The organism is Dactylosporangium sp. CS-033363, from assembly GCF_050942475.1.
In the GTDB taxonomy this organism is placed as follows: Bacteria; Actinomycetota; Actinomycetes; order Mycobacteriales; family Micromonosporaceae; genus Dactylosporangium.
In genome coordinates, this window is record NZ_CP192032.1 from 1,771,360 (window position 1) to 1,785,357 (window position 13,998).

Annotated in this window: 11 protein-coding genes; 6 read left to right on the forward strand and 5 right to left on the reverse strand. The window is 72.2% G+C overall.

Features of this window, described 5'->3' with window-relative positions:
* Positions 1-2 precede the first annotated feature (2 nt).
* Positions 3-767 carry a maleylpyruvate isomerase family mycothiol-dependent enzyme gene (locus ACQPZ4_RS08140; RefSeq protein ID WP_433057517.1) on the reverse strand — a complete coding sequence of 255 codons (765 nt, stop codon included), beginning with the start codon at positions 765-767 and terminating at the stop codon, positions 3-5.
* A gap of 100 nt (positions 768-867) precedes the next feature.
* Positions 868-2,076 (reverse strand): DUF349 domain-containing protein, encoded by a 1,209-nt coding sequence (locus ACQPZ4_RS08145; RefSeq protein WP_433057518.1) that lies wholly within the window; start codon positions 2,074-2,076, stop codon positions 868-870.
* A 196-nt stretch (positions 2,077-2,272) separates the two neighbouring features.
* On the opposite strand from ACQPZ4_RS08145, the gene ACQPZ4_RS08150 reads away from it, so the two are divergent.
* The 3 genes from ACQPZ4_RS08150 to dapF are packed head-to-tail and all read left to right on the forward strand — an operon-like array spanning position 2,273 to position 4,696.
* Positions 2,273-2,944: a class III extradiol dioxygenase subunit B-like domain-containing protein gene (locus ACQPZ4_RS08150; protein ID WP_433057519.1), complete on the forward strand. Its 672-nt coding sequence runs from the start codon at positions 2,273-2,275 to the stop codon at positions 2,942-2,944.
* Complete coding sequence (miaA, locus tag ACQPZ4_RS08155) at positions 2,935-3,843, forward strand: tRNA (adenosine(37)-N6)-dimethylallyltransferase MiaA (protein ID WP_433057520.1); 909 nt, start codon at positions 2,935-2,937, stop codon at positions 3,841-3,843. The genes ACQPZ4_RS08150 and miaA overlap by 10 nt, the downstream gene beginning before the upstream one ends.
* A 4-nt stretch (positions 3,844-3,847) precedes the next feature.
* Positions 3,848-4,696 carry a diaminopimelate epimerase gene (gene dapF, locus ACQPZ4_RS08160; RefSeq protein ID WP_433057521.1) on the forward strand — a complete coding sequence of 283 codons (849 nt, stop codon included), beginning with the start codon at positions 3,848-3,850 and terminating at the stop codon, positions 4,694-4,696.
* Here dapF and ACQPZ4_RS08165 read toward each other — a convergent pair.
* Positions 4,693-6,132 (reverse strand): NAD-dependent malic enzyme, encoded by a 1,440-nt coding sequence (locus tag ACQPZ4_RS08165; RefSeq protein WP_433057522.1) that lies wholly within the window; start codon positions 6,130-6,132, stop codon positions 4,693-4,695. The two genes, dapF and ACQPZ4_RS08165, sit on opposite strands and share 4 nt — an antisense overlap.
* Before the next feature lie 94 nt (positions 6,133-6,226).
* Between ACQPZ4_RS08165 and hflX the strand changes: the two genes are divergently transcribed.
* On the forward strand, positions 6,227-7,687 hold the full coding sequence (hflX, locus tag ACQPZ4_RS08170) for a GTPase HflX (protein ID WP_433057524.1): 1,461 nt from the start codon (positions 6,227-6,229) through the stop codon (positions 7,685-7,687).
* Positions 7,688-7,798: 111 nt separating this feature from the next.
* Complete coding sequence (locus tag ACQPZ4_RS08175; RefSeq protein ID WP_433057526.1) at positions 7,799-9,517, forward strand: hypothetical protein; 1,719 nt, start codon at positions 7,799-7,801, stop codon at positions 9,515-9,517.
* A 476-nt stretch (positions 9,518-9,993) separates the two neighbouring features.
* Here the strand turns inward: ACQPZ4_RS08175 and lexA are convergent, their stop codons facing one another.
* Entirely contained in the window at positions 9,994-10,674 is a 681-nt protein-coding gene (lexA, locus tag ACQPZ4_RS08180; protein ID WP_433066378.1) for a transcriptional repressor LexA, read from the reverse strand.
* A gap of 950 nt (positions 10,675-11,624) precedes the next feature.
* Between lexA and ACQPZ4_RS08185 the strand changes: the two genes are divergently transcribed.
* Positions 11,625-11,945: a LysM peptidoglycan-binding domain-containing protein gene (locus tag ACQPZ4_RS08185; RefSeq protein ID WP_433057528.1), complete on the forward strand. Its 321-nt coding sequence runs from the start codon at positions 11,625-11,627 to the stop codon at positions 11,943-11,945.
* 800 nt (positions 11,946-12,745) lie between these two features.
* Here the strand turns inward: ACQPZ4_RS08185 and ACQPZ4_RS08190 are convergent.
* On the reverse strand, positions 12,746-13,600 hold the full coding sequence (locus ACQPZ4_RS08190) for an IS5 family transposase (protein ID WP_433052285.1): 855 nt from the start codon (positions 13,598-13,600) through the stop codon (positions 12,746-12,748).
* Positions 13,601-13,998 lie beyond the last annotated feature (398 nt).

A 13,998-nucleotide genomic window follows, 5' to 3' on the forward strand; every position in this document is an offset into this window, starting at 1 on the left:
GCTTATCCGGCGACGTGCGCCGTGTTGTCCAGCCAGTGCTGGATCAGGGCGGCGTCGCCGTCCACGGTGACGGCGGTCAGCGGGAGGCGCCGGGTCAGGGTCAGCAACAGCTCGCCGGCCGGGCCGGACACCGTCACGTCGGCCTCGTGCGCGCCGGGCTGCCAGGCGGCCCCGTCGGGGCGGCGCTCGATGAGCCAGGCGTCGTCGGCGTCGGTGGCCCGCAGCGCCAGGGTCTGCCCCGTGCCCTGGATGGCCTGGGCCGACTCGGCGCGGAACATCGCCCACGTCGGGGAGGTCAGCATCTTCAGGTGGTTGGTGATCAGCGCCGCCGCGACGTCCGGGGCGACCTGGGGCGGGCGGCCGGCCGCGTTCTCCCCGTCGAAGCCGTGCACGACCGCCTCGTTGAGCATGCTGGACATCCAGAAGCGGCCGCCGGTCCGCTCGTCGCCGGAGGCGTTGAACACCGGCGCCTCCAGCGCCTCCTCCGTGCAGGCGTCCGCGAACCGCTGAGCCGATCCGGCCAGCCAGGCCGGCCACGCGCCCGGGTCGGCGGGCAGTTCGGCCATCTCCGCCGGCAGCTGCGCCGGGTCGGTGATCCGCCGCTCGATGATCTCCGCCGCCCAGTGCTGGGTCTGGCCCAGGTGCTCCACGAGCTCGGTGACGGTCCACCCCGGGGCGGTCGGCACGGGCGCTTCGGGTCCGGCCGCCGCGGCCGCGTCCGCCAGGCGGCGGGTGTGCTCGACGATGGCCAGTCTCGGATCGGTCATGCGATATCCCCTCTGAAAAGCGTTGACCACTACACGCACGCGGCGTGTAGTGGTCAACTTTCTATGTCGGACGGGGCTCCGCCCGTCACCGGGTAAGTCGTCAGCCGGTGTGTTCGGCCATGGCCAGGAACTTGCGCTTGGACTCGAGGGCCTTCTCGGCCTCCTTGATGCGCCGCTGGTCGCCCGCGGCCTGGGCGCTGGCCAGCTGCTGCTCGGCCCGCGCGACCTGCTCGCGCATCTGCGCGAGGAGCGGGCTCGCCTCCGGCGGGGTCCGCCGCCACGCGGCGTCCATGGCCTGCTTGACCTTGTCCTCGACGTTGCGCAGGCGGCGGTCCAGGCCGGCCTGGGCCTCGCGCGGGACGCGGCCGACCTCGTGCCACGTGCCCTGGATCTCGCGCAGCTTGTTCTGCGCACCCTTCGGGTCACCGTCGATGTCGAGCCCCTCGGCCTGGGCCAGCAGCTCCTGCTTGCGGTCCAGGTTGCCCTTGAACTCGGCGTCCCGAGCCGAGAATACCTCGCTGCGGCGCTTGAAGAAGGCGTCCTGGGCGGCGCGGAACCGTTCCCAGAGCTTCTGCTCCGTGTCCTTGGCCGCGCGCGGGGCGGTCTTCCACTCGGTCATGAGCTCCTTGAGCCGGGCCGCCGTCGCGTTCCACTCGGTCGACTCGGCCATCCCCTCGGCCTCGATGACCAGCTCTTCCTTGCGGCCCTGGGCCTGCTTGCGGGAGGCGTCCAGGGTCGCGAAGTGCGCGCCCCGGCGGCGGGTGAAGGCGTCGCGGGCGGCGGCGTAGCGCTTCCAGAGCTCGCTCTCGGCCTTCTTCTCCACGCCGTGGATGGACTTCCACTCGTCGAGGATCTCCTTGAGCCGGTCCCCGGCGGCCTTCCAGCCGGTCGCCTCGGCCGCGATGACCTCGGCCTCCTCGACCAGGCCGGTCTTGCGGGCGAGCGACTCGGCCCGGGCGGCGTCGCGGGCGGCCCGCGCGGCTCCGGCCTTCTCCTCGGCGATCGAGGTGAGCTTGTCCAGCCGGGCGGCGAGGCCGTCGATGTCGCCGACGACGTGAGCCTCGTCGAGGCCGCTGCGCAGGCGTCGGATGGTGGACAGCGACTGGCCGGCGTCGGCGGCGCCGCTGCCGAGTCGCGCCTCGATCAGGTCGACCTCGGTCACCAGATCGGCGAACCGGCGGGCGAAGTGGGCCAGGCCCTCCTCGGGTGTCCCGGCCTGCCAGGACCCGATGGGGCGCTCACCGGCGGCCGTCTTCACGAAGACGTTCCCGTCGGTGTCGATCCGTCCAAACTCCGTAGGCTCGCTCATCTGCCCATCCTCGCTCCCGGCGCCCGCAGGATCGGGTATCCCACCGTCACGCCGCCATCGCACAGCAAAGTTCCCCAGGGCATTCTCACAGGTGTGCCCCGGGGCCGGTCGAGGGCCTGCGGCCGAACCGTGACCATTCCGGTGCCATTCACAGGCCGCAGCGTTCCATAGCGACCGTCCCCGATAACGTTAGGTCGTGTCACTCGTCGCCGCCGCGGTCTGCCCACATCCGCCACTGCTCGTGCCGGAGCTGGCCGCCGGGGCGGCGTCCGAGCTCGACGACCTGCGGGCGGCCTGCCGCGCCGCGGTGGCGCACCTGGCGAATGCCTCGGTCGACTCGCTCATCGTCCTCGGTTCCGATACCACGACGGTACGCCGTGACGCCCCGTTCGGGGGGACCCTGTCTCCGTGGGGCATTGATCTGACTGTCGGCGACCCAGGTGGCGCCCAGTTGCCGCTGAGCCTGCTGATCGGAGCCTGGCTGATACCAGTGGCCCGAAACTTCCAGAGCGTGGCGGCCGACGCCGACCCCGCCGAGTGCGCGCGCCTCGGCCGGAAGCTCGCCGGCGAGGCCGAGCGGGTCGGGCTGCTGGTGCTGGGCGACGGGTCTGCATGCCGTACCGACAAGGCGCCTGGCTTCTTCGACCCGCGCGCGGAGGCCTTCGACGCCGCGGTGGCCGGCGCCCTGGCCCGGGCCGACGCCGGTGCGCTGGCGGCGATCGACCCGGGGGAGGCGGCCGAGCTGCTGGCCGCCGGGCGCGCGCCGTGGCAGGTGCTGGCCGGGGCCAAGGACGGCGACATGCGCGGGGAGTTGCTGTACGACTCCGCTCCGTACGGCGTCGCGTACTTCGTGGCCACATGGGCATGACCCGCGTCGTCGCGATCGTCGGCCCCACGGCCGCGGGCAAGTCGGCGCTGAGCCTGCGCCTCGCGGACGCGCTGGGCGGAGAGGTCGTCAACGCCGACTCCATGCAGCTGTACCGCGGCATGGACATCGGCACCGCCAAGCTCACCGCGGCCGAGCGCGCCGGCGTGCCGCACCACGTGCTGGACATCTGGGACGTCACCGAGCCGGCCAGCGTCGCGGTCTATCAGCGGCTGGCCCGCGCGGCGATCGACGACATCGCCGCGCGCGGACGCGTGCCGCTGCTGGTCGGCGGATCCGGCCTCTATATCCGCGCCGTCCTGGAGGACTTCGAGTTCCCCGGCACCGACCCCGAGCTGCGGGCCGAGCTGGAGCGGGAGCTGGAGGAGGCCGGGCCGGCGCCGCTGCACGCCCGGCTGCAGGCGGCCGACCCGGTCGCGGCCGCGCGCATCCTGCCCAGCAACGGGCGGCGCATCGTGCGGGCGCTGGAGGTCAACGCCCTCACCGGCACGACGTTCACCGCGCAGCTGCCGCAGCCGCGCCCCGTGTACGACGCGCTGCAGCTCGGCGTGGACGTCGACACCGCGGTCCTCGACGCGCGCATCGACGCGCGGGTCGAGCAGATGTGGGCCGCCGGCTTCGTCGACGAGGTGCGCGGGCTGCTCGGCCGCGGGCTGCGGGACGGGCGGACGGCGGGGGGCGCGCTCGGGTACCGGCAGATCATGAACCTGCTCGACGGGCTGTGCACCGCCGACGAGGCCCGCGCGGAGACCGCCCGCGCCACCCGGCGGTTCGTGCGGCGGCAGCGCTCCTGGTTCCGCCGCGACGAGCGGATCGCCTGGCTCGACGGGGCGGCGGCGGACATCACTGCGGCGGCCCTGGGGGTCGTGCGGCAAGATTGACGCCATGCGCTTCGCGAAAGGCCACGGCACGGGCAACGACTTCGTCATCCTGCCCGACCCCGACGGCACCCTGCCCCTGACCCCGGCCTTCGTCGCCGCCCTGTGCGACCGGCGCCGCGGCATCGGGGCCGACGGCGTGCTGCGGGTCGTGCGCAGCGCCGCCCACCCGGACGCGGAGGCCTCGGCGGCGGGGGCCGAGTGGTTCATGGACTACTGGAACGCGGACGGGTCGCAGTCGGAGATGTGCGGCAATGGCGTCCGCGTGTATGCGCGCTACCTGGCCGAGGCGGGGTTGGTCGACCCCGAGGGCACGTTCGATCTCGTGACGCGTGCGGGCGTGGTCCCCGTCACGATGGGCGAGGAGATCACGGCGGGGATGCCGGTGCCTCGGGTGTATGTCTCGAGCTCGGCTACGGTTTCTTCAACCGACTTTACCGGTACAGCGGTCGACGTGGGCAATCCACATCTCGTCTGTGCGGTCGACATGCCGACCCTTGAGGGGCTGGAGTTGCTGAAGGCCCCCGAGATCGACCCGCTGATCTTCCCGGCCGGGGTGAACGTCGAGTTCGCCGCGGTGGGCCCCGCCCCGGACGGCGCCGACCTCTACCGGCGGATGCGGGTCTACGAGCGCGGCTCGGGCGAGACCCAGTCCTGCGGCTCGGGCGCCTGCGCGGTCGCGGCCGTCGCGGTGCACCACGCGGGCCTCGAGAGCGGGACCGTCGTGGTCGACGTGCTCGGCGGGCGGCTGACGGTGACCGTGTCGCCGACCGAGTGCCTGCTGCGGGGGCCTGCGGTCATCGTCGCGCACGGCGACGTCGACGCGCAGGCCGTCCGGCAGCTGGTCTTCTCCTAGGCCTCGTTCGTCTCGCCGTCGGGCATCGAGTCGAGCTGCGGGCCCTTCGCCGCGGCCCGCACGGCGGCGGCCACGGCGGGTGAGACGCGCGAGTCGAACACGCTCGGCACGATCACGGTCGGGTTGAGCTTGTCCTCGCCGACCGTGTCCGCGATCGCCCGCGCGGCGGCCAGGGCCATCGCGTCGGTGAACTCGCGGGCCTGCGCGTCGAGCATGCCCCGGAACACGCCCGGGAACGCGAGCACGTTGTTGATCTGGTTCGGCTGGTCGGAGCGGCCGGTGGCGACGATCGCGGCGTGCTCGCGGGCCTCCCGCGGGTCGACCTCCGGGTCGGGGTTGGCCAGGGCGAAGACGATCGAGTCCTTGGCCATCGTGGCGATGTCGTCGCCGGTGAGCAGGTTCGGCGCGCTCACCCCGATGAACACGTCGGCGCCGCGGATCGCCCCGCGCAGGTCGCCCGCGTAGTTCGCCTTGTTCGTGTTGTTCACCAGCCACTGCCAGGCGGGGGAGAGGCCGGTCATGCCGCGGTGCAGCGCGCCGGGCCGGTCGGTGGCGATCACGTCGCCGACGCCCTGGCGGAGCAGGAGCTTCATGATGGCGGTACCGGCGGCGCCCGCACCGCTGACCACGACCTTCACCTGGCCGATCGACTTGCCGACCACGCGCAGGGCGTTGGTGAGCGCGGCCAGGACGCAGATGGCCGTACCGTGCTGGTCGTCGTGGAACACCGGAATGTCCAGCTGCGCGCGCAGCCGCTCCTCGATCTCGAAGCAGCGCGGCGCGGCGATGTCCTCGAGGTTGATCCCGCCGTAGGCCGGCGCGATCGCCTTCACGATGTTGATGATCTCGTCGGTGTCCTGGGTGTCGAGCACCACCGGCCAGGCGTCGACCCCGCCGAAGCGCTTGAACAGCGCGGCCTTGCCCTCCATGACGGGCATCGCGGCGTACGGCCCGATGTTGCCCAGGCCCAGCACGGCCGAGCCGTCGGTGACCACGGCGACCGTGTTGCGCTTGATGGTCAGCCGGCGCGCGTCCTCGGGGTTCTCGGCGATGGCCAGGCACACCCGGGCCACGCCCGGCGTGTACGCGCGGGAGAGCTCGTCGCGGTTGCGCAGGGCGACCTTCGGGGCGACCTCGATCTTGCCGCCGAGGTGCAGGAGGAAGGTGCGGTCGGAGACCTTGCGCACGTCGACGCCGTCGAGCTTCTCCAGGTCGGCGACGACCTGCTCGGCGTGGGAGGAGTCGGCGGTGTCGCAGGTGAGGTCGACCACGACGTTCTGGTTGTCGGAGTCGACGACGTCCACGGCGGTGACGATGCCGCCGGACCCGCCGACCGAGGTGGTCAGGCGGCCGATGGCGGAGGCGTCGGCGATGACGGAGACGCGGATCGTGATACTGAACCCGGCGCTGGGCAGTCTGTGTGTGGCAGGTGTCACCGGCCCATTCTCACCCCGCGCATCCCCCGGTCACGACCGGGTGTGTATATGGCGTGCCTTCTCACCCTGATCAGTGTCAGGATTGGTGGGTTGAGTGCCGTTTACCGAGGAGATTGCTTTGCGCGCACGAACGAGCTTTTCCGCCGACGCCTACGACGCGGACGCCGAGGAGTTCGAGGACTTCGTTGACGACGGCGATCTCGAACTCGAGGAGCGGCACGCCCTGCGGCGCGTCGCCGGACTGTCCACCGAACTCGCCGACGTCACCGAGGTCGAGTACCGCCAGCTGCGCCTCGAGCGCGTCGTGCTGGTCGGCGTCTGGACCGAGGGCACCGTCACCGATGCCGAGAACTCCCTCACCGAGCTGGCCGCGCTCGCCGAGACGGCCGGTTCCGAGGTGCTCGAGGGCCTCATCCAGCGGCGCAGCCGGCCCGACTCGGCCACGTTCATCGGCCGCGGCAAGGTCGACGAGGTGCGGGCCGTGGTCGTCAGCACCGGCGCCGACACCGTGATCTGCGACGGCGAGCTGTCCCCGTCGCAGCTGCGGCAGCTGGAGTCGCGGGTCAACGTGAAGGTCATCGACCGTACCGCGCTGATCCTGGACATCTTCGCCCAGCACGCCAAGAGCAAGGAGGGCAAGGCGCAGGTCGAGCTGGCGCAGCTGCAGTACTTCCTGCCGCGGCTGCGCGGCTGGGGTGAGGCGCTCAGCCGGCAGGCCGGTGGCTCGGCCAGCGGCAACGGCGGCGTGGGCCTGCGCGGTCCCGGTGAGACCAAGCTGGAGATCGACCGGCGGCGCATCCGCACCCGCATCTCGCGGCTCAAGCGCGAGATCGCGGCGATGGCGACGATCCGCGACACCAAGCGGGCGACGCGGCGGCGCAACCGGGTGCCGGCCGTGGCGATCGCCGGCTACACCAACGCGGGCAAGTCCAGCCTGCTCAACCGCCTGACCGGGGCGGGCGTGCTGGTGGAGGACGCGCTGTTCGCCACCCTGGACACCACGACCCGCCGCGCCCGGGCGGCCGACGGGCGGATCTACACGCTGTCGGACACGGTCGGGTTCGTCCGCCACCTCCCGCACCAACTGGTCGAGGCGTTCCGCTCCACGCTTGAAGAAGTTGCCGAAGCCGATCTGGTACTGCATGTGGTCGACGGATCCCACCCCGACCCCGAGGCGCAGGTTCGCGCGGTGCGCGAGGTGCTGGCCGAGGTGGGCGCGGACGCGGTCCCCGAGCTGCTGGTGATCAACAAGATCGACGCCGCGGACGAGGAGACCCAGCTGCGGCTGAAGGGCCTGTGGCCGACGGCCGTCTTCGCCTCCGCCCGCACCGGCATGGGCATCGACGACGTCCGGGCCGCGATCGAGCAGGGGCTGCCGTGGCCGGCGATCGAGCTGACGGCCGTCGTGCCGTACGAGCGCGGCGACCTGGTGGCCCGGGTGCACTCGATCGGCGAGGTGCTGGAGACGTCCCACCTGGCCGAGGGCACGCGGCTGCGGGCGCGGGTCACGGAGGGTCTGGCGGCGGAGCTCGCGCCGTACGCCGTTTCGTCCTGATGTTTTTGGATAATTCGCTTATGGTTACGCTCTGTTGGGCCTAGCCGTTACCTGGAGTGACAGCCGGACCGGGCAACCCCAAAGCCGGTCCGGCTCTGCCAGACTTGCGGGATGCGACGACGGGTGGTGCTCAGTTCGGCTGCGGTGTTGTGTCTGTCGGCCGGAGTCTCAGCACCGGCCGCGGCCGCACCCTCGCCCACGGCGGCGGCCGGGGCGGGAGCCACGGTCTGCACCCCCAGCTCGAAGGACGTCAACGAGATCTCGGGCCTCGTGGCCAAGCCGGACGGCGGCTACTACGCCATCCAGGACAGCCAGCTCGAACCGGCCCGCGCCAAGATCTACGTGCTCGACGACGCCTGCAAGCTGACGAAGACGATCAAGTACGACCCGGGCCGCGCGCTTGACCCCGAGGACGCCGCGCTCGACAAGAACGGCACGCTGTATGTCGCGGACATCGGCGACAACGACGAGTCCTCCGGCGGCTCGAAGACCCCGCGCCCGACGGTGGCGGTCTGGACCCTGACCGCGGGCGCGACGACGCCGGTGATCAACCGGCTGGTGTACCCGGACGGCAAGAAGCACGACGCCGAGGCCATGCTGCTGGGCGGCGACGGGCTGCCGGTCATCATCACGAAGGCCGCGCCGAACGAGATCTACGTGCCCGAGGGCCCGCTCGTGCCGAACACCAAGGACGGCGTGAAGCTGCGCAAGGCCGGCGACTTCAAGGCCCTGGTCGACACCAAGACGTCCAACCCGCTGGCGCTGCTCGGCTGGAAGCTCGTGACGGGCGCGGCCTCCTCGCCGGACGGCTCCAAGGTCGTCGTGCGCACCATGTCGGACGCCTACGAGTTCGACGTGGCCGGCGGCGACGTGGTCAAGGCGCTCACCACCGGCAAGCCGCGCATCACCCCGCTGCCGAACGAACTGCAGGGCGAGGCGATCACCTACACGCCGGACGGCAAGAACTACGTGACCGCCTCCGACGTGGAATCGTCGAAGAAGGCGCCGCTGCTGAAGTACGCGCCGACGGACATTTCGGCCTCGCTGGGCGGCGGGACGGCGAACGTGCCCTCGCCGAAGGCCAAGGACCAGTCGTTCCTGCAGGCGCTGACGCTCGAGGACATCACGTACGCGGTGGCGGCGATCGGCATCCTCGGCCTCGCCCTGGTCATCGCCGGCGTGGTCGGCATCCGCCGCTCCCGGGCGGCCCGGCGCGCGGCGGGCGGCAACACGGGCAACATCCGCGGCGGCGACGGCCCGGGCGACGACGACTTCGCGATGCCGGCCGCGGTGGGCGGCGGCGCCGCAGGCGTCTACGGCGCCGGCCGAGGCGGCCCTGGCGGCGGCAACGTCTATGGCGCGGGCGGCCCCGGCGGCGGTGGCGGCCGTGACGGCGGCCCCGGCGGTGGCGGTGGCAACGTCTATGGCGGCGGCCCTGGTGGCGGCCCCGGTGGCGGCGGGCGCGATGGTGGCGGCAACGTCTACGGCGGCGGCCCTGGCGGCCCTGGCGGCGGCGGTGGAGGCGGCCGGCAGGGCGGCGGCGTTTATGGCGGCGGTCCCGGCGGCGGCTCTGGCAGCGGCGCTGGCGGCGGCGGTGGTCGCGGGCCGGGCGGCGGCGGCGGTCAGGGCGGCGGCGGTGGCAACGTCTATGGCGCGGGCGGTCCTGGTGGCGGCTCAGGCGGCGGTTCCGGCGGCGGCATGTACGGCGGTGGCCAGAGCGGCTACGGCGACCAGCAGGGCTTCGCGCAGGGCCCGCCTCCGCGCGACGGCCGGGGTGGCGGCTACGGGGACCAGGGCGGCTACGACCGCGGCTACGCCCCGCACCGCTGACGCCCCCACCCGGCCGCGTGGCTCGCCCAGGCGTGGTTCTCGCATTGCCGCGTTGCTCGCCCGGCGTGATTCTTGCCCGGCCTCACTTGGGATGCAGCGCCGTTTGGCGGCTTTCGTCCGGCCGTGTTTCGCCCGGGTGCAGGTCTCGCACGGCCGCGTTGCTCGCCCGCGTCTCGCACGGCCGTTTTTCGCCCGCGCGTGGTTCTCGCCCGGCCCGGCTTGGGATGCGGCGGCGTTTGACGGCTCTCGCCCGGCGGCGTTCGACGGCTGACGCCCGGCCGTGTTTCGCCCGGGCGTGGTTCTTGCCCGGCCCCGGCTTGGCATGCGGCGGCGTTGGTGCGCGGCGCTTCCCTGCCGGGCGGCGCGGATGGTGCCGCCGCCCGACTTTGAGGGGTGCGGGCGGCGGCGAATTCGTAGCTCGTGTGCGCGTCTGACTGAGGCGCGCCTGCCCCGGTCTCGCGATCGGGGCTTGGGCGTCAGATGCGGCGGACGACGGTGACGACGCGGCCCAGGATCGTGGCGTGGTCGCCCTGGATGGGGTCGAAGGCGGCGTTCTGCGGCATGAGCCACACGTGGCCGTCGCGGTTGCGGTACGTCTTCACCGTGGCCTCGCCGTCGAGCATGGCGGCCACGATGTCGCCGTTGTTGGCGTTGGGCTGCTGGCGTACGACGACCCAGTCGCCGTCGCAGATCGCGGCGTCGAGCATCGAGTCGCCCTTGACCTGAAGCATGAAGAGGGTGCCCTCGCCGACCAGTTCGCGGGGGAGGGGGAAGACGTCCTCGACGGCCTGCTCGGCCAGGATCGGACCACCGGCGGCGATGCGGCCCAGTACCGGCACGTACGCGGGCGCCGGACGCGCGGCCCGCGCCGCCTCCTCGTCGACCGCGACGAGCTCGCTCGGCGGGCGCACGTCGACGGCGCGCGGGCGGTTGGGGTCGCGGCGGAGGTAGCCCTTCCGCTCGAGCTCCTTGAGCTGGTACGCCACGCTCGACGGCGAGACCAGGCCCACCGCCTCGCCGATCTCGCGGACCGACGGCGGGTACCCGTTGCGCTCGACCGCGGCGCGGATGGACTCCAGGATGCGGCGCTGGCGGACGGTCAGGTCGGCCGCGAAGAGGTCGGGGAAGGCGCTGACCACGGCGGTGACCGCGCGCATCTCCGGCTCGCCGCCGCGGCGGCGGGTGGCGCGCTTGGCGCTCGCGCGGCCGCCGATGGCGGTGACCTCGGCGCCGGGCCCGTCGATGAGTTCGTCCGGCTCGCTCGCGGGTGCGTCGGTGCGGTCGTCGGCTGACACGTCGTCCTCCCTCGTGTTGGCAGTCGCGGGGCGTTTGCCGCGCCTGCTGACGGGCCGTGGGGTGGCCCGTCTCCCGGCTCCCGCGCGGGTGCGGGCTCCGGTCGTCGCATCGGTGGCTCCCGCGTTTGCAAGGCGCCGGTGTCACTCGGCTCCCGCGTCCTGCGAGGCGCCGGTGGCACCTGGCTCCCGCGACTGCGAGGCACCGGGTGTCACTCGGCTCCCGCACGCGCGCGAGAACCGTTGTTCGCGGTGGTTGGCAGCCGGCCGTGGGATGCGGCCGGTCGCCTGGGCTCCGCGGTTGCGGGGCCCGATGGTGCGTCGTGCTGGCGGCCGGCCGTGGGATGCGACCGGTCACCTGGACTCCGCGGTGCGGCGCCCGATGGTGCAGGTGGCAGCCGGCCGTGGGATCCGGCCGGTCGCCTGGACTCCGCGGTTGCGGGGCCCGATGGTGCGTCGTGCTGGCGGCCGACCGTGGGATGCGGCCGGTCGCCTGGGCTCCGCGGTTGCGGGGCCCGATGGTGCCGGGGTGGCGGCGGCCATGGCTTGACCGTTCGCCGGGGCTTCCGCGCGACACGGAAGTCCATCGCCGGGTTCCCGCGGGGGCGGGCGCCCGGATGTCACATAGGTCCGGTAATCCCGATCAAAAGCTGATCGTGTGTGGATCACCGTATCGCCGAGGTACGACAGTTTCAAACATCTGTACTACGTGGCGCGCCGAAATTTCGGCGAGTTGGCTCGACATGGGTCTTCTCGCTCTGGTAGACCATCGTACGACTGTTCTATCGAACGGGTGTACGCAAAAGGGGGCCGACATGGGACGGCGAGCCGAAAACGGGCACGAAACGGCGCCGCTCCGCCTGACGCGGCGGGGCCGGATCGTGGTGCTCGGATTTCTCGTGTCGGTGGTCGCGGGACTCGCGGCACTTGTGTCAGCTCCCGGACAGGCCGCCGACCCGCCGGGCCCGGCGCCGACCGTGATCGTGCAGCCGGGCGACACGCTGTGGGACATCGCGACCCGCAACAAGGGCCGCGAGGGGCGCGACGCCACGGTGGAGGAGATCCGGCGGCTCAACAACCTGGCCGGCTACAACATCGACGCCGGACAGCGACTCGTCCTCCCGCGCCGCCGCTGACCTCGCCGACCGGGGAACGGCGCCGCCGACTTCGCCGACCGGGGAGGGGCTCGAGCCGGCCGCGGGGAGCCACCGCCGATCGCAGCGGGCCAGGGAAGCGAAGCGGGCGACACCGCGAAGCGGGCGACACCGCGAAGCGGGCGACACCGCGAAGCGGGCGACACCGCGAAGCGGGCGACACCACGAAGCGGGCGACACCACGAAGCGGGCGACACCACGAAGCGGGCGTGGAAAACCCGGCCGGCCACTGAAGCGCTCGGCCCGCGGAAGCGGTGACGGCGACGGAAGCGGGCGGCACCACGACATGGGCGGTGCCACGAAGCGGGCGCGGAGGAACCCGGCTGGCCACGGAAGCGCGCGGCACTGCGGAGGCGGTGGCGGCCACGGAAGCGCGCGGCACTACGAAGCGGGCGTGGAAGAACTCGGCCGGCCACGGAACTGCACCGGCCACCGAAGCGGTGGCGGCCATGAAGCGCGCGGCGCCACGAAGCAGGCAGGGGAAGGGGCGGGCTGAGCCACAGAAGCGGGCGGCCCACGGGCGGCAAGCGACGGCCAAGGCAGTCGGGCGGCCGCCGAAGCAGGGGGCCGGTCGCGGGAAGGTTCCATCGGCGCTGATCGAGCGGGCCGCGCGACTGCGGCGCGTTACCGGTGAGGCGCCTGCAACGAGTGTGGCGTGACCAGAAGGCATGCCGGAAAAGCCGTGCAAGGAGAACGTGCATGAACGGGAGCTTCGAACCCCCATGAACCGGATATTTCGCCCGTCGGGGTATAAATCGGATAAGAGAGACCGTCAGTAGGTGTTATTGCAGTCGTCGTGTTGTCGGCATGCCGGTCCATCGGTAGTGGGTTCGGGCGCGGCGGATGAGGGCACGCAGGGTCACGATGGCGGCGGCGAGGTAGTGGTAGAAGTCGATGACGGCTGGATGGCGGTCGGTGTGGCGGCGCAGTTTGCCGAATCCGTTCATCCAGGCGTGGTCGGCTTCCACTACCCAGCGTCGGCCGGCCTGGACCGGTGCCGGCCGGCCACGGCGGGAGATCCGGCCGGTCCAGCCCCGTCCGGCCAGCAGGTGCCGGGTCGGGATCGAGTCGTAGCCCGCGTCCAGATGCACCGTAACCAGGTCCGGCCAGCGCGGTCCGACCTGGTCGATCGCAGCGTCGAGGGTCGGGCCGAGCAGTGGTCCGTCGTGCCGGTTCGCTCCGGCCGCGACGACGCCGAGCGGGACCCCGCCGCCGTCAGTGACCACGGAGCGTTTCCGGCCGCCTTTGCCCCGGTCGACCGGCGAACGGCCGACATGCGCACCACCGGACACCGCCTTGGTGATACACCCGTCGACGGCCAGGTCGGTCAGCTGCAGGCCGATCATCCGGTCGAACGCCGCCAGGACCAGGGCGTGCACCCGCTCGCCCAGCCCGGCCGCAGCCCACGACCGCAACCGGCGGCGGATCGTCGAGTCCGAGCAGCCCGGCCCCGCGATGCGCTCGTACCCGGACCCGTGCACCAGAGCCGCGATGACATGCTCGAACACCACTCGGTCCGGCACCCGCCGCCGATGACAGCCCAGCGGGTGCGTCGGGTCGTACTCGCCTCGTTCGGGCAACAGCGCGGCGAACTCGATCCAGATCGGTTCCAGCAGCGATGATGGAAGCACGGGCACGGGACATCCTGTCGGTCACGGAGCGTAGAGAACTCCCATGATCGATGGAACCCGTGCCCGTGCCCTACATTTCGCCTCGAACGTCCCGATTCCACCCTATTGACGGTCTCCCTAAGTCGCGGCACGGAGTGCCCGACTTATCGCAAAAGTCCAGGTGGCGACGAGAGCCGCGACACAAAAGAGTCGGGATCCTCGTTTGACTTGCGTCGGCGTAGGCATCGGCATAGCGTCTACCCCTAGATGTAGTAGTTACAGGGCTGTAAGTCCTCCACAGGTTGTGGAATCGGCAGCCACTCTTCACTGACCGTAGTTGACCGGCGAGTAGGCCTCACGAGGGCGCTCGCCCGGTTTGGTGTGCCCTTTGTCCGGTTCGTCCGGCGTATCGTTGAGAGAGGTCC